At 73.8% G+C, this 19,481-nt stretch carries 20 protein-coding genes; 10 read left to right on the top strand and 10 right to left on the bottom strand.

What is annotated here, in order from left to right; all coding sequences use genetic code 11:
* Nucleotides 1-45: 45 nt before the first annotated feature.
* Together OO63_RS04060 and OO63_RS04055 are read right to left on the bottom strand one after the other, a co-directional pair.
* Nucleotides 46-603 carry a PadR family transcriptional regulator gene (locus OO63_RS04060; protein ID WP_030356517.1) on the bottom strand — a complete coding sequence of 186 codons (558 nt, stop codon included), beginning with the start codon at nucleotides 601-603 and terminating at the stop codon, nucleotides 46-48.
* A 96-nt stretch (nucleotides 604-699) separates the two neighbouring features.
* The gene (locus tag OO63_RS04055) at nucleotides 700-2,442 is read right to left on the bottom strand and encodes a dihydroxyacetone kinase family protein (protein ID WP_030356516.1); all 1,743 of its coding nucleotides are present in this window, start codon (nucleotides 2,440-2,442) and stop codon (nucleotides 700-702) included.
* Between the two features lie 251 nt (nucleotides 2,443-2,693).
* Between OO63_RS04055 and OO63_RS04050 the strand changes: the two genes are divergently transcribed.
* Entirely contained in the window at nucleotides 2,694-3,506 is an 813-nt protein-coding gene (locus OO63_RS04050) for a helix-turn-helix domain-containing protein (protein ID WP_030356515.1), read from the top strand.
* A gap of 63 nt (nucleotides 3,507-3,569) precedes the next feature.
* On the opposite strand, the gene OO63_RS04045 is transcribed toward OO63_RS04050, so the two are convergent.
* The 3 genes from OO63_RS04045 to OO63_RS04035 form a co-directional block, all read right to left on the bottom strand.
* Nucleotides 3,570-4,772, bottom strand: a complete 1,203-nt coding sequence (locus tag OO63_RS04045) for a serine hydrolase domain-containing protein (RefSeq protein WP_030356514.1) — start codon at nucleotides 4,770-4,772, stop codon at nucleotides 3,570-3,572.
* Between the two features lie 91 nt (nucleotides 4,773-4,863).
* Nucleotides 4,864-5,310, bottom strand: a complete 447-nt coding sequence (locus OO63_RS04040) for a cupin domain-containing protein (protein ID WP_030356513.1) — start codon at nucleotides 5,308-5,310, stop codon at nucleotides 4,864-4,866.
* A 74-nt stretch (nucleotides 5,311-5,384) separates the two neighbouring features.
* Nucleotides 5,385-6,650: a serine hydrolase domain-containing protein gene (locus OO63_RS04035; RefSeq protein ID WP_030356512.1), complete on the bottom strand. Its 1,266-nt coding sequence runs from the start codon at nucleotides 6,648-6,650 to the stop codon at nucleotides 5,385-5,387.
* A gap of 265 nt (nucleotides 6,651-6,915) precedes the next feature.
* Here OO63_RS04035 and OO63_RS04030 point away from each other — a divergent pair, with 265 nt between their 5' ends.
* Complete coding sequence (locus tag OO63_RS04030; protein WP_157853938.1) at nucleotides 6,916-8,346, top strand: sensor histidine kinase; 1,431 nt, start codon at nucleotides 6,916-6,918, stop codon at nucleotides 8,344-8,346.
* Nucleotides 8,346-9,077 carry a response regulator gene (locus OO63_RS04025; RefSeq protein WP_051810548.1) on the top strand — a complete coding sequence of 244 codons (732 nt, stop codon included), beginning with the start codon at nucleotides 8,346-8,348 and terminating at the stop codon, nucleotides 9,075-9,077. Before OO63_RS04030 ends, OO63_RS04025 begins: the two co-directional genes overlap by 1 nt.
* Before the next feature lie 24 nt (nucleotides 9,078-9,101).
* Here OO63_RS04025 and OO63_RS04020 read toward each other — a convergent pair whose 3' ends face one another.
* Nucleotides 9,102-9,638 (bottom strand): dihydrofolate reductase family protein, encoded by a 537-nt coding sequence (locus OO63_RS04020; RefSeq protein ID WP_030356509.1) that lies wholly within the window; start codon nucleotides 9,636-9,638, stop codon nucleotides 9,102-9,104.
* Between the two features lie 46 nt (nucleotides 9,639-9,684).
* On the opposite strand from OO63_RS04020, the gene OO63_RS04015 reads away from it, so the two are divergent.
* The 6 genes from OO63_RS04015 (at nucleotide 9,685) to OO63_RS03990 (ending at nucleotide 14,935) form a co-directional block, all read left to right on the top strand.
* On the top strand, nucleotides 9,685-10,221 hold the full coding sequence (locus tag OO63_RS04015; RefSeq protein WP_051810515.1) for a hypothetical protein: 537 nt from the start codon (nucleotides 9,685-9,687) through the stop codon (nucleotides 10,219-10,221).
* 59 nt (nucleotides 10,222-10,280) lie between these two features.
* On the top strand, nucleotides 10,281-11,225 hold the full coding sequence (locus tag OO63_RS04010; protein WP_030356507.1) for an NADP-dependent oxidoreductase: 945 nt from the start codon (nucleotides 10,281-10,283) through the stop codon (nucleotides 11,223-11,225).
* A gap of 98 nt (nucleotides 11,226-11,323) precedes the next feature.
* Nucleotides 11,324-12,019 carry a DNA alkylation repair protein gene (locus tag OO63_RS04005; protein WP_030356506.1) on the top strand — a complete coding sequence of 232 codons (696 nt, stop codon included), beginning with the start codon at nucleotides 11,324-11,326 and terminating at the stop codon, nucleotides 12,017-12,019.
* 177 nt (nucleotides 12,020-12,196) lie between these two features.
* The gene (locus OO63_RS04000; protein ID WP_030356505.1) at nucleotides 12,197-12,865 is read left to right on the top strand and encodes a HEAT repeat domain-containing protein; all 669 of its coding nucleotides are present in this window, start codon (nucleotides 12,197-12,199) and stop codon (nucleotides 12,863-12,865) included.
* 12 nt (nucleotides 12,866-12,877) lie between these two features.
* Nucleotides 12,878-13,882 (top strand): MerR family transcriptional regulator, encoded by a 1,005-nt coding sequence (locus OO63_RS03995; RefSeq protein WP_030356504.1) that lies wholly within the window; start codon nucleotides 12,878-12,880, stop codon nucleotides 13,880-13,882.
* 144 nt (nucleotides 13,883-14,026) lie between these two features.
* On the top strand, nucleotides 14,027-14,935 hold the full coding sequence (locus OO63_RS03990) for a GlxA family transcriptional regulator (protein WP_051810547.1): 909 nt from the start codon (nucleotides 14,027-14,029) through the stop codon (nucleotides 14,933-14,935).
* Here OO63_RS03990 and OO63_RS03985 read toward each other — a convergent pair.
* Nucleotides 14,919-15,521 carry a GNAT family N-acetyltransferase gene (locus OO63_RS03985; RefSeq protein ID WP_078618879.1) on the bottom strand — a complete coding sequence of 201 codons (603 nt, stop codon included), beginning with the start codon at nucleotides 15,519-15,521 and terminating at the stop codon, nucleotides 14,919-14,921. The genes OO63_RS03990 and OO63_RS03985 overlap by 17 nt on opposite strands.
* Before the next feature lie 41 nt (nucleotides 15,522-15,562).
* Here OO63_RS03985 and OO63_RS03980 point away from each other — a divergent pair, with 41 nt between their 5' ends.
* Nucleotides 15,563-15,961, top strand: coding sequence for a GNAT family N-acetyltransferase (locus OO63_RS03980; RefSeq protein ID WP_030356501.1), 399 nt, complete (start codon nucleotides 15,563-15,565; stop codon nucleotides 15,959-15,961).
* Nucleotides 15,962-16,057: 96 nt separating this feature from the next.
* On the opposite strand, the gene OO63_RS42020 is transcribed toward OO63_RS03980, so the two are convergent.
* From OO63_RS42020 to OO63_RS03965, 3 genes are all read right to left on the bottom strand, one after another.
* Nucleotides 16,058-16,726: a hypothetical protein gene (locus OO63_RS42020; protein WP_051810514.1), complete on the bottom strand. Its 669-nt coding sequence runs from the start codon at nucleotides 16,724-16,726 to the stop codon at nucleotides 16,058-16,060.
* Nucleotides 16,723-17,421, bottom strand: a complete 699-nt coding sequence (locus OO63_RS03970) for an RNA polymerase sigma factor (protein ID WP_169786595.1) — start codon at nucleotides 17,419-17,421, stop codon at nucleotides 16,723-16,725. Before OO63_RS03970 ends, OO63_RS42020 begins: the two co-directional genes overlap by 4 nt.
* 124 nt (nucleotides 17,422-17,545) lie before the next feature.
* Nucleotides 17,546-19,438 carry a reprolysin-like metallopeptidase gene (locus OO63_RS03965; RefSeq protein WP_030356498.1) on the bottom strand — a complete coding sequence of 631 codons (1,893 nt, stop codon included), beginning with the start codon at nucleotides 19,436-19,438 and terminating at the stop codon, nucleotides 17,546-17,548.
* Nucleotides 19,439-19,481: the final 43 nt, after the last annotated feature.

The following is a 19,481-nucleotide window of genomic DNA, read 5'->3' as shown; positions in this document are numbered from 1 at the left end:
TTGAGGGAGAGAGGGCTTCGGGCAAGGGAGGGCTCTGGGCCCGGTTCAGCGCTCGGGGCCGAGCCTTTGGAGGGTGGCGATCACGTCGTCGAGCCAGGCGAGCGTCATGCGTTCGTACGCGATGCCGCCACGCAGCACGACGTGCTGGAGCTCCTGACCGGCGTCGGGCGTCCCGGGGGCCTCGGGTCCGGTGAAGTCGCGCCGCTCCCCCGCGAGATAGTGCGCGAGCCGGTCGGCGTGCGCCCGGCGGTGCCGCTCCACCTCGTCGATCAGGGCGACGGGGTCGTCGAAGGCGGCGCCGCGGATCTTCACGGCCAGCTCGTGCCGGACGCTCTCCGGCTCGATCGGCTCGTGCAGCCACCGCGAGAGCGCCGTCCGGCCCGGCGCGGCGACGGAGTACTCCTTCTTGTCCGGCCGGTCCGGCTGCGCGACCTCGCGGACGTCGATCAAGCCGTCGCCCTCCATGCGCTTGAGGACGCGGTAGATCTGCTGGTGGGTCGCGGCCCAGAAGTAGCCGATCGACCGGTCGAAACGCCGGGCCAGCTCATAGCCGGAGCCCGGCTTCTCGAGGAGGGAGACGAGGATCGCGTGCTCGAGCGCCATGCCCGAATCCTTCTATGCAACTCGTTGCATAGACAAGTGGCACTGCCCAGGTGAGACACGGCTCACCTGGGCAGTGCGGTATCCGCCTGGGCCGGGTCAGAGCACGGTCACGTACCCCGGGGCCGGGAGGCGGGTGGCCATCGTCGGCTCGTGGATGTCGGCGAGGGCCACGAAGAGCAGGGCGACGGCGAGCGCGCCCGGGTCCGGCACGCCGAGCGCGTGGTCGCCGACGTAGCTCGCGCGGCCGCGCCGGGGGCGCAGGGACGCGGTCGAGAGGGCGCCCCGGATCGCGGCCTGCGCGGCGGTGGTGAGGGGGGCCTCCGCGCTCTCGGAACCGGGCTCGGCCCCGGCCGCCGCGGCCAGCGACTCGGCGGCGGGTGCCAGCGCGTCGACGATCGTGCAGTCGCCGACCCGCGCACCGCCCACGCGGTGGATGGCGGCCTGCGCTCCGGCCGTGGCCTCGGCGAGGGCCGCGATCGACGGCGCCTGCTCCGTGCCGGTCCCGGCGGCCGCCAGGTCCTTGAAGAGCAGGCCGAACAGCGGGCCGCTGGTGCCGCCGACGTCGTTGAGGAACGCCTCGGCGAGCGCGGCCACGCCGTCGGCGCCCGACTCGTCGGCGAGCTTCACGGCGCGCCGGACGCCGCCGGAGAGGTTGTCGCCGAAGTCGCCGTCGCCGACGAGCTGGTCGAGCTTGGTGAGGTTGTCACGGACCTGCGCCACGATGTCCGCGTAGCGGTCGAGCACCACGCGGCTGCCGGTGGCGAGGGCGGGCGCGGCGGCCGATGCGGCGGTCGCGGGCCGCTCGGGCGCACTGTCTCCCGCCGTGGCGGCGCTGTCGGCGCTCATCGGCCGGGGCAGGACGAGCGGCGTCTCCGCGGGCGCCTGCCACAGGTCGACCCAGCCCTCGTCGAGGCGGGTCAGGGTGAGCGAGAACCCGGACATGTCCAGGGCGGAGGTGTATGTCCCGGCGACGGTCACCGCGGGGCGCAGGCCGCGCTCGGCGAGCCGCTCGGTCAGCAGGACGCCGATGGCGTGCAGTTCGAGGTCGGTGGTGGCGCCGAGACCGTTGACGAGGGCGAGCACCTCGTCGGGGCCCGGCGGCAGCGCGTCGAGGAGGTCGTCGGTCATCCGCCGGACGAGGTCGTCGACCGGGGGCCTGGCGATGGTGCGGGTGCCGCGCTCGCCGTGGATGCCGACGCCGTAGTCCAGGACCCCGGCGTCCAGGGTGAAGGCGGGGGCCGACGTCGTGGGCGAGGTCTGGGCGCGGGCCGCCACGGCGATGCTGCGGGACCGGGCCACGACGCGGGTGCCGAGCTCCTGGAGTTCCGCCAGGGAGGCGCCCCGGTCGGCGGCGGCGCCGAGCAGCTTCTCCACGACGACCGTGGCGGCGGTGCCGCGGCGGCCGGTGGCGCTGTCGGCGGCGTCGGTGGCCAGGTCGTCGTCGACGAGGACGGTCGCGACCGGAATGCCGTCGTGCCGCAGCCGCTCGGCCGCGATCTGGAAGTTGATCACGTCGCCCGTGTAGTTCTTGACGACCAGGAGCACGCCCTCGCTCTTCGCGGCGGCGACGCCTGCCTCGTAGATCTGCCGGTTGTGCGGCGATGCGAACACCTCGCCGGGGCACACCGCGTCCAGGCCACCGCGCCCGAGAAGACCGGTGTGCAGCGGCTCGTGCCCGGAGCCGCCGCCCGACACCAGCGCCACCCGCCGGTCAGGGTGCGGGGCGCGCGCCCGCAGGAACAGCGGAGCGGCGTTGACCTCGACCTTGTCGGGGTGGACGAGGGCGAGACCGCGGGCGGCGGTCAGGACGGGGTCGTTCTCCGGCAGGAAGTAGGTCATCGCGTGGTCTCTCCGTAGGTCAGGGCGCGGGGTCGGGGGCGGAGCGTCGTTGGCGCCGCCGGCCGTGCCGACCGGGCCCACCCTGGACGCCGTACCGCGCCCAAGATCGGAACCCCGGCGTTCCGGAACCCGGAAGTTCCGGTGCGGGCGTCCGGCATGCGATCCTGCCACCTGCGCCGAAAGGCCGCGAATCCACCATCGGCGCCGAGAAACCCCTGATCAGCCCAGTCATCTTTGCGAGGTCTTTACCCGTGACGAACGCGCGACGCGAGGACCTCGGCCGCATGCTCCGCACCTGGCGGATGGCCCGCGACCCCGCGCAGGTGCCCGGCATCGCCCCCACGCGCGGCCATCGCAGCTACCTGACGCAGCTCGACGTGGCGCTGCTGCTCGGCGTCTCCGAGCGCTGGTACCGGGCCCTGGAGAAGGGCGAGGACCGGCGGTACGGCCGCGAGATGATCGCCGGGATCGCCCGGATCCTGGACCTGTCCCCGCGCCAGACGGCCGCGCTGCACCGGGGCACCGGCCACGAGCCCCCGGCGCGGCCGGGAACGGGCGGCGACGGTGTCGGCGTCGACCCCGCGCTCGGCCGGCTCATGCGGGAGCAGCGCCACATCAGCTTCCTCTGCGACCAGGCCTGGGACGTGGTCGACGCGGGCACCGTCGCCGCCCGCCACTGCCCCTGGCTGGTGCGCCCCGGCGCGAACGTCATGACCTGGGCGTTCTCGCACGAGGCCCGCTATCAGCTGCGCGACTGGGAGAGCCGCTGGGCCGTGCCTCTCCTGACCCGGCTGCGCCTGGCCTGGCAGCGCTGGCCGGACAACGCCCGCCTCGGCGAGGTCGTCGACACGGTCCGCGCCGAGCCGGGTGTCGCCGCGTTCTGGGACACCCCGGCGCCCGCCCCGCCGGAGCCGGACCCGTCCGACGACGTCCGTCCGATGTACTTCCCGCTGCTCGCGCCGGACCCCGTGGACGTCCGGGTCCTCTCCTGCGGCCCGTACGACGACACGTCGCTGCGCTGGTACCTGGTGATCCCGGTCGACGGGACGCTCACGTTCCCGTGAGCCGCCGGCGCCGCCGGTGCCCCCCGTGCCGCCTGGTGCCTCCGTGCCGCCGCCTTCGGCCCGTCACCCGGCGTCGCGGCACAGGGCGTTGTCGACCAGCTCGCGCATGAGGTCCTCGTGGCGGGCCGCGGCCTTCGGGTCGGCGGAGCGGCTGTGCGCGGAGACGGTGACGGTGCGTTCGCCGTCGGCGGTGGTGGCGGTCCGCATGACGTAGCCGAAGCCGCTGCCGCCGTGCGTGAGGTAACTCCCGCCGCAGGACAGCGGGGTGGCGAAGAGACCGAGGCCGTCCCCGGTGCCCGCCGGGTGGCCGCTCCCCCGCGGCACGGGGACGGTGGTCCGCATGGCGGCCAGCTCGGCGGGCTTCAGGAGCCGTCCTTCGGCGAGGGCGGCGAAGAAGCGGTTGGCCTCGTGTGCCGTGCCGGTCATCGCGCCGTCGGCTCCGCTGTCGAAGGGACGGTAGGGGATCGTGGTGTCGACCAGCGGGCCGCCCTCGGTGAACTGCTGGTGGTTCACGGTGTGCGGGGCGGGCAGGAACGGCGAGGCGCGGGTGTCGGTGCGGCGCAGTCCGAGGGGGCGCAGGATGCGGTCCTCGACCTGCTGCTCCCAGGTCCGGCCCGTCAGCTTCTCGATGATCATTCCGGCGAGTACGTAGTTGGTGTTGGAGTACGCCCAGCCCTTGCCCGCCGCGAAGTCCGGCTTGTGGCGCATGGCCAGGGCCACCAGCTGCTCGGGACGGTAGGACTGCCACCGCTTGGCGAAGTACGTCCGGGCGCTGGGGTCGGGGAAGACGTCGCGCGTGTAGTCGTACAGGCCGCTGGTGTGCCGCAGCAGATCGCGGACGGTGATGGTCCGCCCGTCGTTTCCGTTGCCGGAGACGACACCGGGCAGGAGTTCCGCCACCGGCTGGTCGAGCAAGAGACGCCGCTCGCCCACGAGTTGCAGCACGACGGTGGCGACGTACGTCTTCGTGATGCTGCCGAGCCGCAGATGGCCGTCCTGCGGGACCGGCCGCCCGCTCTTCAGGTCGCGCACGCCGGAGCGGGCCTTGACGGTCCCGCGCGGGGTTTCGAGGCGGACGGCCACGCCCGTGACCCCGGCGTCGCGCAGGGCGTCGGCGTCCCGTTGCAGGGCTTCGCGCGGACCGGCGTCGCGCTGCGCGGACCGGTCATCGGCGGGGCGGGGCAGGGCCGAGGCCGCGGCGGACGGCAGGGCCGAAGCGGCCAGCGCCAACGCGCCGACCGACAGCCACAAACGACGAATGATCATGCCCCGAGGCTAGGAACGGCGCAGGCCACGGCCCATCCGGCCGACCCCCTGACAGAACGGGGGCCAGCCGGATGGACACCGTGGTCCGGGGCTACGACTGCGCTTCCGCGCCGGTGTGCTGGTACAGCTCGGGCACCGAGACCTTGATCGGCTCCTGCGTGGTGCGCGCGATCACGACGACCACCGGCTCGACCGGGTCGGGGTTCTCCTCCCGGTGCGGGACGAACGGCGGCACGAGCACGAAGTCGCCGGGGTCGGCGGTGATCCGCACCTCCTGCGCGCCGTCGTGGAAGACGAACACGGGGTGGCCGCTGACCACGAAGATCCCCGCCTCCGACGCGCCGTGGTGATGGTTGTCCGTCGAGCTCAGCGGCGGGTTCTCCACCCGGCCCATCCAGAGCTTCTTCGAGCCGACCGTGCCGCCGCTGATGGCGGCGTAGCCGTCGAGCTCGTCGGAACGGACGTGGTGGACCCGGTTGTTGAGCGGCGCGTCGCCGCCCGTGCCGAGCGCGGATCCGATTTCTTCGCGGGTGGTCATCGCCTGCCTCCTGATGGTGTACAAGGGCCCGTCGGCCGGACACCAGATTGCGACGACCATGGCCGGGACGACAACTAATGTTGCCGGTACGGCAAATCGCGCCGGGCGCAGAGTTCCCGGGTGACCATGCGGATCGCGGCCCGGTGCTGGGGCAGGGTGTCCGCGGCGGACGTGCTCCACTCGGTGGACATCGAGGCGGTGACGGCGGCACGCCCGTCGTCGGTGACGGCGTTGCGGCTCATGTAGCCGATCTCGTCCCCGCCGTGGCTCCAGTACCAGCCCCCGCACGGCAGCTTGTTCTTCATCAGGCCGAGGCCGTAGCGCGCCCCGGGATAGGGCACCTGGAACTCCTTGTTCAGCGGGACGGTGCGCTTCATCTCCTTGAGCTGGGCGGGCTTCAGGACCTTCCCGGAGAGCAGGGCGCGGAAGAAGCGGTTCAGGTCGGCGGTGGTGCCGATGAGGCCGCCCGAGGCGTTGGCGTCCTTCAGGAGCGTGACGTCCACCAGCTTGGGCGCGGTGGCGAAGCGCTGGTAGCCGCGGGCGTGCGGCGTCCTGACGGAGGGTGAGCCGCCCGGGTGGTACGTGTGCCGCAGCCCGAGCGGCTTCAGGAGCCGCTCGCGCACCTCGGCGTGCCAGGTGCGGCCGGTCGCCTTCTCGATGACCATGCCGAGCAGCATGTAGCCGACGTTGGAGTACGCCCAGCCCTGGCCGGGCCGGAAGTCGGGGCGGTGCCGCAGGGCCCGCTCGACGAGTTGGCGCGGGGTGTAGGGGTCGAAGCGCTTCGCGTAGTACTGCGCCGCGCTGTCGAAGCCGGGGTAGTCGTCGTGGATGCCGCTGGTGTGCTGGAGCAGGTGGCGCAGGGTGATGCGACGGCCGTCGTTGCCGTTGCCGCGCACCAGGCCCGGCAGCCAGCGCTCCACGGTGTCGTCCAGCGCGAGCTTCCCCTCGGCGGACAGCTGCAGGACGACGGTGGCCACGAACGTCTTGGTGTTGCTGGCGATGCGGAAGTAGCCGTCGGCGGGGACCGCGCGGCCGGTGCGGATGTCGGCGGTGCCGCTGGTGACGGTGCGGGGCCCGGACGCGGGGGTGGTGCGTCCGCCGGTGACCCGGGCCTGGACGCCGACGGCTCCGGTGGCGCGGACGGCGTCGGCGTCGCGCTGGAAGTCCGAGTCCGCGCCGCGCGTGGGGCCTTGAGGGCCGGAGTGTCGCGGCTCGTCCGGGCTCGCCGAGGCGAGGGTGGGCGGAAGCGCGACGGCGGCCGCGGCGAGGGTGGCCGTGACGGCGAGGGCCGCTCGGGGGCGCCGGGTCGTGGTCCGGCTCCGGGGCGGGTGTGCGGGCATGCGGAGTCCTCTGTGGGGTCGTGGGATCGTCATGGGTGCGCCGTGGGATCGTCGTCGGCCGTTGCCGGTCGCCCCGTCGGCTGTCGCTGACGCTACGGACGGGGGCCGCGGTGGCACGTCCTGCGTGGGGAGGGGACGGCCGGGCAACTTTGGTTGGCCTCGCGTGCCAGGTGGGGAGGCCGGTCGTACGCTGACGCGAGATTCTGGCCGCGCTCTTCCGGACGCGCGGGGCGGAGGACGGGGGCTGCTCGTGACGGAGACAGGGATGGCGTCGGCAGGCAAAGGGGCCGCTCCCCCGCGTGGCGCGGACTCGCCCGTTCCGCCGGTCCGTGCGGGGCGGCGCGCCCAGGAGGACGGGGGGAGGCAGGGCGCGTGGACACAGGCATGGGCAGGAGCATGGGCGCACTGCGCCCCACTGCGGCGCAGGCTCTCCGGACGCACCGGCGACGTACTGCTCGCGGCCGGGCTCACCGTCCTCGCGGTGCTGCTGCGCCTGGAGCACCCGCTGCCGGCCGGTGTCGGGGCGTCGGTGCTCGTCGTGGGGCTGCTGGTCGGCGCGTCCGTGCCGTTGGCGTGGGGACGTACGCGACCGGGGCCCGTCCTCGCCGTGAGCGTGGTCTGCTATCTGCTCGGCGAACTGCTCGACCCGGCCGGTGACAACGCGCAGTCCCCACTCCTGGCCTGCTACCTGGTGGCGCGCCGCACACCCGCCCCGCGGAGCCTCCTCGCCCCCGCCGCCATGACCGTGGCCTTCCTCGCCCCCGAGCGGATCGGCGACCGCCTCCACCTGCTGCCGTCGCCCGCGCCCGAAGTGCCGCTGGCCTTCGCCGACATGGTGGTGGCCGCCGGGATCTCGACGGCCGTCTGGCTCCTCGGCGCCTCCCGGCGGCGGCTGTACGCGGACGCGGAGCGGCTGCGGGACCTGGCGGCCCGGCTGCGCGCCGAGCAACAGGTGAGCGCCCGCCGTGCGGTGACGGCCGAGCGCACCCGCATCGCCCGCGAACTGCACGACCTGGTGGCCCATCACATCAGCGCGATCGCCCTCCAGGCGCGCGCCGCGGGCGTCGTCCTGCCCGACGACCCGCACGCCGCCGGGCAGGGCGTGACGGCCATCGGCGAGGCCGCGGACATCGCCCTGGAGGAGATGCGCGGCCTGGTGTGCCTGCTCGCCGACCCACCGCCGCCCGCCGACGGGGCGGCCCCCGGCGCGGGGGCCGACGCGCACGGGGAGCTGTCGCCGGAGTTCGGCGGGGACCCGCTGCCGGAGCCTTCCCTGCGCCACCTGGACCGGCTCGCGGCCGAGTCCACCGCCGTGGGCTGCCCCGTCGACCTCACGGTGACCGGAGCGGTCGCGAGCCTGGCGCCCGCCGTGCAGATGTCCGCGTACCGCGTGGTCCAAGAGGCGCTGTCCAACGTCCGCAAGCACGCCGGTGCGGTGCGCGTACGCGTCGAAGTGACCTGGCGGGAAGGCCTGTTGACGGTCACCGTGGCCAACGCGGCGCCGACGGCCGCCGACCCGCCGCCCCCGCTGCCCGGCTCCGGGCTCGGCCTGATCGGGATGCGCGAGCGCACCGCGCTGTTCCGGGGCACGCTGCGCGCGGGGCCCGACGAGGGCGGCGGCTGGTGCGTCGTGGCGACGTTCCGCGCGGCGGCGCCGGACGCGGCACGGGAGCGTACCGGAACGGGGTCGGGCTGATGGGGGCGGCGGTCCGGGTCCTCACGGTGGACGACCAGGAGCTGGTCAGGACCGCGCTGCGGGCGATGCTCCGGCGCACCGAGGTGGACGTGGTGGGCGAGGCGGCGGACGGCGAGCGGGCCGTCGAGGCGGCGTTCGCGCTGCGCCCGGACGTGATCCTGATGGATGTGCGGATGCCCGGCATGACCGGGGTGGAGGCGACCCGTCGGATCCTCGACGGCTGGCCGCACCCGGGCCCGCGGCCGCGCGTGCTGATGCTCACCACGTTCGACCTGGACGAGTACGTGCACGCCGCACTGCGCGCCGGGGCGAGCGGGTTCCTGCTGAAGAACACGACGCCGCAGGCGCTTCTCGAGGCGATCGGCGTGGTGGCGGCCGGTGAGGCGATGCTCGCGCCCACGGTGACCCGGCGCCTCATCCGCGCCTTCTCCGACCTGCCGCCCCCGCTGCTGCCCGGCGCCGCCTGCCCCGGCCCGGGTCAGGGGACGGGGGCGGACGGCCCGCTCGGCGCCCTCACCGCCCGGGAGCGGGAGGTCGCCCGGCTCGTGGCGCAGGGCCTGTCGAACGCGCGGATCGGGGCGGCGCTCGGCCTCGCGCAGCCGGCCGTCAAGAGCACGGTCAACCGGATCCTCACGCGCCTCGGGCTCGAGAACCGCGTGCAGATCGCCGTACTGGTCCTCACGGCCGAGCCGGAGGACGCGGCGGACGCCGAGGGCACGGCGGGCGCTTAGGGCACGGCGGGGGCGCTCAGGACGTCACTTGTGCACGTGGAAGCGCAGCATCGTGACCCCGCCCGACTGGATGGTGCTGAACAGCTCCAGGTCGATCGGGTCGAGGCCCGGTGGCGTGAAGCGGACGCCGTCGCCGAGCAGCACCGGCAGCACGTACACCAGGATCTCGTCGACGAGGCCGCGCCGCAGGCACTGGGCGGCCACGTCGGCGCCGAGGATCTCCAGGTTCTTGTCGCCGGCCGCGCGCCGCGCCGTGGCCACGGCCTCCTCGATGTCGCAGGTGAGGAAGGTGACGTCGGGGTCCGGCTCGTCGGGCGGGCGGTGGGTGAGGACGAACTGCGCCCCGCCGTCGTAGCCGCCGCTCTCGTCGGACATCCGCTTGCCGACCTCGTACGTGCCCCGGCCGATGAGCATGGCGCCCGTGGCCGCCATGACCTCGGGGAACGTCGCCGACGTCAGGTGCTCGAAGATCCAGTCCATCGTGTGGCCGGGTCCGGCGATGAAACCGTCCAGGGACATCGCCCTGTTCACGACCACTTTGCCGGTACTCGCATCCGTCATGCGCCTTCTCCAAGCAGGTGACTGGCCGGGATCGCATCATAGGTCGGTGAGCAACATCTTCTCCGGCGGCGGCCGCGACCTGGATCTGTCCAACGGCGCCACCGCGGTGTTCGTCGACGTGCTGATGCTCGCCGTGTCCGATCTCGCGTCCGAGGGCTGGGACTTCCGCTTCGCGGCGCTGCTGAGCCTCCAGGACCAGGACGTCATGGGGCGCGGTGCCGTCGGGTTCGACCTGGCCGAGTTCGACTGGGGTGCGACGGAGCGGGAGCGCGCCCGCGCGAAGGACTTCGTGCTGCGTGCCGCAGCGCTCGCGGCGAGCGGACATCGCTGGAGCGAGCTGGGCTACCACCCGCCCCGCGTCCAGGACCACCTGCACCGCTTCGCGGCCATGGTGGAGTCCTTCACCCCGCCCGCGGACAGCGGCGCCGCGCGCGGCTTCCCCAGCCCGGACGAGGCCGCGACGGCCTCGTGCGCGCGCCACCGCGTCCTCAGCGCGCTCCCGCTCTGGGACGGCTGCTTCCTCTGCGATCGGCCGCACCAGGGCGTGTCCGGCGGAGCCATGGGCGTATCGCGGCCACGGTGACGGCGGCGCACCCGCCCTCCGCCCGGAATACCGCCCGCGCACCCGCAGTTGCAGGCGGCATGAGAGCCATCGGCGTCCATGAGTTCGGCGGCCCGGAAGCACTGCGGGTCCTTGATCTGCCCGAGCCGCAGGCGGGCCCCGGAGAGGTCCGTATCCGGGTGCACGCGGCCGCGGTCAACCCCACCGACGTGATGCTGCGCACCGGAGCCCACGCCGTCCGCATGACCGGCCGACGGCCCCCGTTCGTGCCCGGCATGGACGCCGCCGGGGTGATCGACCAGCTCGGGCCGGGATCCGACGGCCGACTCGCCGCGGGCCAACGGGTGGTCGCCATGGTCCTGTTCACCGGACCGCACGGCGGGGCCTACGCCGCGCAGGTCGTCGTACCCGCCGCGTCGGTCGTACCGGCGCCCGAGAGCGCGGACTTCCCCGCCGCGTCCACCCTCCTCATGAACGCCATGACCGCACGCCTCGCCCTGGACGCGCTGGCCGTGCCGCGCGGCGGGACCGTCGCCGTGACGGGTGCCGCGGGTGCCGTCGGCGGGTACGCGGTCGAGCTGGCCAAGGCGGACGGGCTGACCGTGATCGCCGATGCCGCCGGGCCGGACGTCGAGGTGGTGCGCGGGTTCGGCGCCGACCACGTCGTCGAGCGCGGCGCCGATGTGGCCGCCCGGATCCGTGCGCTGGTGCCGGGCGGTGTCCCCGGTCTCGTGGACGGTTCGCTGCAGACCACCGGGGCGGTGCCCGCCGTCGCCGACGGCGGGGCGATGGTCGAGCTGCGGGGCTGGTCCGGCCCGGCGGAGCGTGGCGTCCGGGTGCGCCCGGTGATGGTGTCGGACGGCATCGCCGACACCGCCGGCCTCGACAGGCTGCGCCGCCAGGCCGAGGACGGCACCCTGACGCTGCGCGTGGCCGAGGTGCTGCCCGCCGAGGACGCGGCCAAGGCCCACCGCCTGCTGGAGTCGGGCGGGCTGCGGGGCCGGTTGGTCCTTGACTTCTCCTGAGGGCGGCGGCGCCTGGGCCCGGCGGACCGGCGTGTTCGGCGGGAGGCTCCGGCGTCCGTCGTAGGGTGAATCCAGCCCGCGACGGACAGGAGGCCGACGTGCCCGACACGACGCCGACCGAGACGACGGTCGCCGAGGTCCTTGCCGAGCTGGCGGACCTGGAGGACTCCAAGGCACGCGCGGTGAACGAGAGGCACGGCGACGACCACGGCGTGAACCTCAGCAAGCTGCGCGCCCTCGCCAAGCGGCTCAAGACGCAGCAGGACCTCGCCCGTGGCTTGTGGGCGACCGACGACAGCGCGGCGCGCCTCCTGGCCCTCCTCGTGTGCCGCCCGAAGGCGTTCACGCGCGACGAACTGGACGCGATGCTGCGTGAGGCGCGCACTCCCAAGGTGCACGACTGGCTCGTGAACTACGTGGTGAAGAAGAGCCCGCACGCCGAGGAGCTGCGCCTGGCCTGGTCGGCCGATCAGGACCCCGTGGTCGCGAGCGCCGGGTGGGCCCTGACGACCGAACGCGTGACGAAGAAGCCCGACGGCCTCGACCTCGCCGGGCTCCTCGACGTCATCGAGGCCCGGATGAAGGACGCCCCCGACCGGCTCCAGTGGGCGATGAACCACTGCCTGGCCCAGATCGGCATCGACCACGCCGAGCACCGCGCCCGCGCCCTCGCCATCGGCGAGCGCCTGGAGGTGCTCAAGGACTACCCGACGTCCCCGGGCTGCACGTCCCCGTACGCCCCCGTCTGGATCACGGAACTGGTGCGCCGACAGGACAGCAAGACGCGGGCGTGACCGACGACCACCGCGCGGCCCCGTTCCGGTACGTACGTCCTGGCGGCTGCCTGCGCGAAGCGTTGCCCCCTACACGCGCCTTCACGACCGGGCCCACCCGCGGCGCGCTTGACCTTGACACGGTGACAAGGTCTTCACTGCGGTCAAGGTCATCACTGCGCCGAGGAGGTGGTCCCGATGACCCTGCCAGTACAGGACACCGATGCGATGCGGGCCCTCCGGGGGCTGGAGGACGGCCATGCGTCCGTGCGGCTGCGGGCGGCCCTCGCGGTCGGCACGAGGCCCGACCCGCGTTTCCTCGACACCCTCGTCGAACGGTGCGCGGTCGAGCCCGAGTTCTCCGTACGCGAGATGCTGACGTGGGCCCTCACGCGCCACGCGGCGTCGGCGACGGTCCCGGCGCTGCTCGTCGAACTCCGCTCGGAGCGGGCGCAGGCACGGAGCCAGGCGCTGCACACGCTGTCCAAGATCGGCGATCGGCGGGCGTGGCCGGACATCACGCGGGAGCTGCTGTCCGACCCCGACGACGAAGTGGCGCGCAGCGCCTGGCGGGCGGCGGTCGTCCTCGTGCCGGAGGGTGTGGAGCCGGAGCTGGCGGCGGTGTTGGCGACGCAGCTGGGGCGCGGCGGGCGCGAGACGCGGCTCAGCCTCAGCCGGGCGCTCATCGCGCTCGGTGCGGCGGACTCGCCTCCCCTGCGCGCCGCGATGACGGACCCCGACCCGCGCGTGCGTGAGCACGCGATCGCCACGGAGCGGCTTTCGCGCGACCCGGACGCCGGGTTCGAGTCCGCGATCGAGGAGGCCAAGCGCGTCATGGTCATGGGCGCGGCGGGCCAGGAGGAGTGAGGGTGAGGCGCAGTGCTGATCGGTGACGTGGCCCGGCGGTCCGGGGTCAGCGCCCGCATGCTCCGGCACTACGAGTCGCTGGGGCTGCTGCGGCCGACGGGGCGTACCGGTGGCGGCTATCGGGAGTACGCCGACGAGGACATCCGGCGCATCTTCCACATCGAGAGCCTGCGGGCGCTGGGCCTCTCGCTGCGCGAGGTCGGGTCCGCGCTCGACGACCCCGGCTTCACGCCCTCCGCCCTCATCGACGACCTCATGCGCCAGACACGCGAACGCATCGCCCGTGAGACGGCGTTGCTCACGCGGCTCCGCCGGATCGGCGCCGCGGAACCCACCGGCTGGGAGGACGTCCTCCAGACCGTCGCGCTCCTCCAGGCGTTGGGGTCGGAGAGCCCGGACAGGCGTCAGCGCGCCGCCCTGTCCTCGGTCGACGAGGTCCCTGTGCCCGTGGAGGCGCTGGTCGAAGCGGTACTCGGCGAGGCGGACACGAACGTCGCCGGAGCCCTGCGCTGGGCGCTGGCGCAGTCGGGCGACGGCGGCGTGCCGCTCCTCGCGGAGGGCCTCGGCTCACCGGTCGCCGAGGTGCGCAGGCGTGCCGTGCAGTCCCTCGCCGAGATCCCGTACGACGAGGCCACCGCGGTCCTGCGGGACGCCCTCGCGCACACCGACCTCGTGGTCCGCAGATGTGCGGCTCTGGCGCTCGGCGCCCGGGAAGTCGCCGACGCGGTCCCGACGCTCATCGACATGGTCGTCGAGGAGGCGAACGACGTCGACGCGGCCGAGGCCCTGAGCGCGCTGGCGAGCGGTCCCGCGTCGGCGGACCAGATCACGGACCGGCTGGTCGCGTTCCTGGCCGACGGCGCCGTCGACGCGTCCGCGCGGCTCCGCCTGACACAGGCCCTCGCGGAGATCCCGGGCAGCGCGGCGTCGCGTGCCCTCGCGGACCTGTCCCGGGACGAGGACCGGACCATCGCGCTCACCGCCGCGTACATCCTCAAGCTGCGCGAGGTCTCCTAGCGTTACGCAGCCGAGGTGCTGTGCAAGCGGGCGCACGACGCGTGGCACATCTTCCGCCGACCGCAGGATTCCTGCCGCCCGTGGCACACTGCTGCGGTGCCACCCTTCCAGAGCATCGCCGCCTACGCCCCGCCCGGAGTCGGCATGCTCGCCGTCGGCGTCGTCTGCGAGGTGTTCGCCCCTCGCGGGTCGGGCTTCCCCCGCTTCGACTTCGCCCTGTGCGCCGACCGGCCGGGCCGGCTGGCGACGGACTCGAACGTCCCGCTCACCGTCGAGCACGGCCTGGACCGGTTCGCCTCCGCGGACCTGCTGATCGCCCTGCCGGGCACCGACTTCCGCACCCCTCCCCCGCCCGCCGTGCTCGACGCGCTGACGGCCGCGCACGCGCGCGGCGCCCTGGTGGCGGCCCACTGCGTCGGCGCGTTCGCGCTGGCGGCCGCCGGGCTCCTGGACGGCCGCCGGGCGACCACGCACTGGCGGTTCGCGGAACTCCTCGCGGGTCGGCACCCGGACGTGACGGTCGAACCCGACGCCCTCTACATCGACGAAGGGCACATCGTCACGGGCGCGGGAGCGGCCGCGGGCTTCGACATGTGCCTGCACCTGCTGCGCCGGGAGTACGGCGCGGCGGCGGCCAACGCGATCGCCCGCGACATGGTGCTGCCGTCCCACCGCGACGGCGGACAGGCCCAGTACCTCGCCGCGCCCGTCCCCGAGGACTGCCACGACGAACGCCTCGCCGAGGTCCTCGCCTGGGCCCGCGAACACCTCCACGAGCCGCTCCCCGTCGCCGACCTCGCCCGCCGAGCCATGATGAGCAAACGCTCCTTCGCCCGCCGCTTCACCGCCGCGACCGGCACCACCCCGCACGCCTGGCTCCGCAACCTCCGCCTCAGCAGCGCCGAGGAACTCCTGGAGACCACCGACCTCCCCGTCGAGGAGATCGCCCACCGCGTGGGCTACGGCAGCGCGGCCGTCCTGCGCGAACAGTTCGTCCGCCGCCGGGGAGTACCGCCTCGGTCGTACCGGCGCTCCTTCACCGGCGCGCTCTAGGGCCTGTCCGATGGGTCGGCGCGGCGTCGCGGCGACCCATCGGACAGGCCCTAGTTCCCGTGGCGGTGATGGCCCACCGCTCGTGGTCACGCCACTCGCCGTTGATGAGCTGGAACTCCGCCGAGTAACCCTCGCGCTGGAAGCCCAGGCGTCGGACGAGGTTCAGCGAGGCGGTGTTGTCCGGCTGGATGTTCGCCTCGAGACGGTGCAACTCGAGTTGGTCGAAGGCGATCCGGACGACGAGTCCGAGGCCTTCCGTCATGTAGCCGCGGCCGGTCGTGGACGCGTAGGCGGTGTACCCGAGCGTTCCGCTCCGGAGGGAGCCCCGGACGATGTTGTTGATGTTGACGCCGCCGACGATCTCGCCGGTGTCGCGCAGGCAGACCACGAAGCCTTCGTGGGTGGGCTGTTCGAACCGGGCGAGTTGTCTCTCGAAGGCTGCGACCGTGTGGTCGCGAGCGCCCAGCCAGCGCTGAAGCATGTCGGCGCTCGCCTGTACCAGCGCGGCGATCTCGGCGTGGTCCTCACGGCGCACGTGGCGGACGCCTGTGCGCGGCCCCAGGAGGCGGTATCCAGTGCTTGCCATCCGGGAATCCTACGGAGCCCTCCCCGACCTACGATGCGCCCATGACGATCACGTACGAGTGGCGCGGTGGTTTCGACAACGCGGACGTCAACGCGCTGCACGCCGAGGCCTTCGAGCACGCCGTGTTGCCCATCGACTGGCTGGCGCAGGTGCGGCGGCACAGTCTCGGATGGGTCTGTGCCCGTCGGGGCGGGGCGCTTGTGGGGTTCGTCAACGTCGCCTGGGACGGGGGTGTGCACGCGTTCGTGCTCGACACGATGGTCGTCCGGGACCTGCGCCGGGCCGGTGTCGGGACGGAGCTCGTGGCGGTCGCGGCGCGCGGGGCACGTGCGGCGCACTGCGAGTGGCTGCACGTCGATTTCGACGAGCGGCTGCGCGGGTTCTACTTCGACGCGTGCGGATTCCGGCCGACGGACGCGGGGCTCATCGCGCTGCGTTGAGGCGCCCACGCACCGCGCGTGCCGTGCCGGGGGGAGCGCGCCGCTCCCGCCCGGTGCAGGACCGAGCGGGAGCGGGCGGGAGCGGGCGACTGTCCGTCAGTTCTCGCCCCACGGGCTCGGGACCAGCGCGCAGGGTGCGGCCTTGCCCCGGATGCCGTAGAAGCTCGTGAAGCGCATGTCGTTGCCGGGGCGGAAGCCGGTGCCGCGCTCCATCACCATGGTGTCGCCCCGGTGGAAGACCAGCTGCCACACCTTGCCCTTCGGGCCGGGCCTGCCCGGGCGCTTCTGGGCCTGGTCGGGCTGCTTCTCGCCCGTCTGTCCGCCCGCGCTGTCGCCGCCGCCCCCCTGGGCGGAGTTGAGCAGGCTGATGACGGTGTCGCCGATCATCTCGCCACGCGGCATGCGGCACGCCTTGCCCTTGGGCGTCTCGTCCACCGACACCCGGACGCCGGCCGCGCGCAGCTTGTCGGCCAGTGCCTCCTGCTCGCCGGTGTCCAGCGTCAGGTCCTTGAGGGTGACGCGCACCGCACCGCCGGAGAGCCGCTCCACGGCGTACGCCGACGAACCCCCTTCCTCGCCCGGCACGACGATGGCCGTCACGGTCGCCGCCGCGCAGGCCACCAGGACCGCGCCGGCCCGCACCGGCGTCACGATCCTGCGGCGCACCGGCACCACCACGGGCCGCGGTGCGGCCCCGTCGGCCTGGAGCCGTGCCTCGTGCTGCAGTTCCACAAGGAGCCGGTCCTCGAATGTCTCGGTGCTCATGACTCTCCCCCCGCGTAAACGATGTTGGTGGTACGCGACTCGGCCTGCCGCGTGTGCTCGACGTGCCCCGTGCGTTCGTCCTGCCGCGTGCGCGCGACCGGCTTGCCGTGCCCGGCCTGCCGGAATTCCGGCTGCGGTGCCGCGAGTTCACCCGCGCCGCGCAGCTTCCTGCGCGCACGGTGCAGCCGTACGCGCGCGGCGACCTGCGTGGTCCCCAGGGCCGCCGCGGCCTCGCTCACCGTCAGCTGGTCGACCGCGACGAGTTCGAGCACGGCCCGCTCGCTCTCGGGCAGGTCCGCGAGGAGTTCCAGGGCGCGCCGCCCGCCCTGCTCGGCGTCGAGCTTCTCCTCCAGGCGCGCGATGTCGTCGTCGTCGAGCAACCGCCGCCCCGCGATCCGCGCCCCGAGTCCGGCCTGCCGCGCACTGCGCCGGTACTCGGCGGAGACGACGTTGCGGCCTATCCCGAACAGCCACGCCGCCTCGCTGCCGAGCCCGGGACGGTACCGGTCCGCGGAGTCGATCACCGCGAGAAACACATCGGCGGTCAGATCGGCGACGGTGTGCGGATCACTCACCCGCCGCGCCACGAACCGCGTGACGGCGTCCACGTGCCGCCGGTAGAACTCCTCGAACACCTGCGGATCCCGCAGCCCTCCTCCGGCAGGACCGCCTCTGCTTCTGCTCTCTGTCCCCATCACTCTCCTCGTCGGCCTGCTCGATCCTCAACCATCGTGCGTACGACCGTTCTTGGCCGGAGGGGGCACGGGCGTTACATCCCCGTGGGCGCGGGATCTCCCGGCAGCGCCGACGGCGGGTGCGTCAGTCGGTGTAAGTGAAGCCGATGGACGCCGTCATCGCGTTGCCGCGGGCGGTGGCGATCTGAACGGGTCCGGCGTCCGGGTACGCGGGCGCGGTGAACGTGACGTGGGCGTCGTCGACGACCCGTACGTTCGTGGCCGCGACCCCGCGGAAGCCGCCCGCGGTCGGGGTGCCCACGAGGATCTGGGTGGTGCCGGTGAGCCCGCCGCCGGTGAGGGTGACGGTGAAGCCGCCGTCGACAGAGCCGGTGTCGGGGCTCACGGCGGTGAGCGCGGCCGGGATCGGGCTGAGCGGCGCGGTGCTCTTGATGAACTTCACGGCCACGTAGTGGTTGCTGTCCATCGTCACGCTCAGGGACGCCGCACGGGTCGGCTGCACCTTGCCGTCGACGATCCACCGGTCGATCTTGTGGCCGGAGTCCGGCGTCGCGGTGATCGTGACCTGGTCACCGGCGGCGAACAGACCGGTGGACGCGGTGGTGACGGTGCCGCCCGTGCCGTCCTGCGGCACCGCGGTGAGGGCGTGGCGCTCGGGGGCGGTGCTGTCGGCGGGCGTACGGTAGTTGGCGAGCACCGGGCCCGTGAGGTTCATGACGCGGGTGGAGTCGGCGGGTTCCGGCGATCCGAGGGCCACGCCGCGCGGCTTCCCGTCGTGGTCCTGGCGGGGGTTGGAGAACCACATCTTGTTCTCGCACTTGTCCTCGCTGGCGCAGCTCATGTCGTAGCCCATGATGTCGACCCAGGTGCGGTCCTCGGGCAGGAAGCCGTGGTTGTCGGGGTAGTACGGGTTGTAGTTGCCCGCCCGGTAGTCGGCGGCCGACGGGTCGACGGGGTCGGTGACGTAGTCGTGGTTGAGGCCGAAGTTGTGGCCGATCTCGTGGGCGAGGTGATGGGTGCCGAAGGTGTCGGCCTGCTGCGCCCCGAAGCCGGTGCCGTCCGTGCTGTACCGGGCGTTGTCGCCGGGGACGAGCCGGGGCAGGGAGGGCGTCATGCCGGTTCCGGCCGTGTACGTCCCGGCGCCGGGGGTGAACCTGGACAGGACGTGCACGAGGTCGGCGCCCTTGGCATCCCGGGTGGCGCGGACACCGGCGGCCCACTCGTCGGCGTACTCCGGGTCGTCCGGATCGGCGAGGGCGCCCGTCATGCCGTCCAGGTCGGCCGCGCTCCCCGACCACTCCGGCGTCTCGAAGGTGCCGAGCAGGTTGAGCCGGGCCTTGACCTGGCTGTCGGCGTACGCCTGGTTGGTGCCCTCGACGGCCGCCTTGGCCTGGAGCGCGAGGGCGTCCGCGCCGCCCTCGGTGTCCTTGGCGGTCGCGGGCGTGTAGCCGATGAGCACGTCGATGACCGGATCCGCGGGCTCGGCACGTCTGCTGGGTGGCGCCGCCGGCCGCACCGTCCGCTCCAGGCGCAGCCCGTCGCGTACGAGGGGTGTCTGGCGCGCGGTGTCGAAGGACCGGATGCGGGACACCCCGGGCCGCACGGCTTCCAGCGCGTACCGCACCTGGCCGGCCGTGATCTCACCGGCGACCCGCGGCCTGCCTCCGGCGCAGGCGCCGTCGACCGCGAGCGTGACGGGCCGGTCGGGGTGTCCGGCGAGGTGCCCGCTCCACAGCAGGGTGCCCTCGCGGTCGCGGGTCACCTTCTTCGCGTGGGCGGTGACGCTCTTGCCGTCGAACAGCGGGAGGGCGCGCCGGTCGGGGGCCGCGACGGTGCCGCGGCGGCACAGCGCGCCGAAGGCGTTCTCGGCCCAGGTGACCTCGCCCGAGCGGAGTTGGCCGGGGAGGCCGGGCGTCGGCGCGGCGGCGGGGCCGGGGGCCGCGGGGCTCGGGGCGGCGGTCAAGGTGGCGGTGAGGGCGGCGACGGCGCCGATGACGAGGAACCTGACGGGGACCAAGGAAGCGCTCCTTCACGTACACATGCGAACAACTCGGACATGG

Origin of the sequence: Streptomyces alboflavus (genome assembly GCF_000716675.1) — a bacterium.
Lineage (GTDB): Bacteria > Actinomycetota > Actinomycetes > Streptomycetales > Streptomycetaceae > Streptomyces > Streptomyces alboflavus.
This window is presented reverse-complemented; position numbering and strand designations above follow the sequence as displayed.

Bases quoted from the DNA above. Each gene is read 5' to 3' on its own strand.
- OO63_RS04060 (WP_030356517.1), bottom strand. From the start codon at position 603: ATGGCGCTCGAGCACGCGATCCTCGTCTCCCTCCTCGAGAAGCCGGGC.
- OO63_RS04055 (WP_030356516.1), bottom strand. From the start codon at position 2,442: ATGACCTACTTCCTGCCGGAGAACGACCCCGTCCTGACCGCCGCCCGC.
- OO63_RS04045 (WP_030356514.1), bottom strand. From the start codon at position 4,772: ATGATCATTCGTCGTTTGTGGCTGTCGGTCGGCGCGTTGGCGCTGGCC.
- OO63_RS04040 (WP_030356513.1), bottom strand. From the start codon at position 5,310: ATGACCACCCGCGAAGAAATCGGATCCGCGCTCGGCACGGGCGGCGAC.
- OO63_RS04035 (WP_030356512.1), bottom strand. From the start codon at position 6,650: ATGCCCGCACACCCGCCCCGGAGCCGGACCACGACCCGGCGCCCCCGA.
- OO63_RS04030 (WP_157853938.1), top strand. From the start codon at position 6,916: ATGGCGTCGGCAGGCAAAGGGGCCGCTCCCCCGCGTGGCGCGGACTCG.
- OO63_RS04025 (WP_051810548.1), top strand. From the start codon at position 8,346: ATGGGGGCGGCGGTCCGGGTCCTCACGGTGGACGACCAGGAGCTGGTC.
- OO63_RS04020 (WP_030356509.1), bottom strand. From the start codon at position 9,638: ATGACGGATGCGAGTACCGGCAAAGTGGTCGTGAACAGGGCGATGTCC.
- OO63_RS04010 (WP_030356507.1), top strand. From the start codon at position 10,281: ATGAGAGCCATCGGCGTCCATGAGTTCGGCGGCCCGGAAGCACTGCGG.
- OO63_RS04000 (WP_030356505.1), top strand. From the start codon at position 12,197: ATGACCCTGCCAGTACAGGACACCGATGCGATGCGGGCCCTCCGGGGG.
- OO63_RS03990 (WP_051810547.1), top strand. From the start codon at position 14,027: ATGCTCGCCGTCGGCGTCGTCTGCGAGGTGTTCGCCCCTCGCGGGTCG.
- OO63_RS03985 (WP_078618879.1), bottom strand. From the start codon at position 15,521: ATGGCAAGCACTGGATACCGCCTCCTGGGGCCGCGCACAGGCGTCCGC.
- OO63_RS03980 (WP_030356501.1), top strand. From the start codon at position 15,563: ATGACGATCACGTACGAGTGGCGCGGTGGTTTCGACAACGCGGACGTC.
- OO63_RS42020 (WP_051810514.1), bottom strand. From the start codon at position 16,726: ATGAGCACCGAGACATTCGAGGACCGGCTCCTTGTGGAACTGCAGCAC.
- OO63_RS03970 (WP_169786595.1), bottom strand. From the start codon at position 17,421: ATGGGGACAGAGAGCAGAAGCAGAGGCGGTCCTGCCGGAGGAGGGCTG.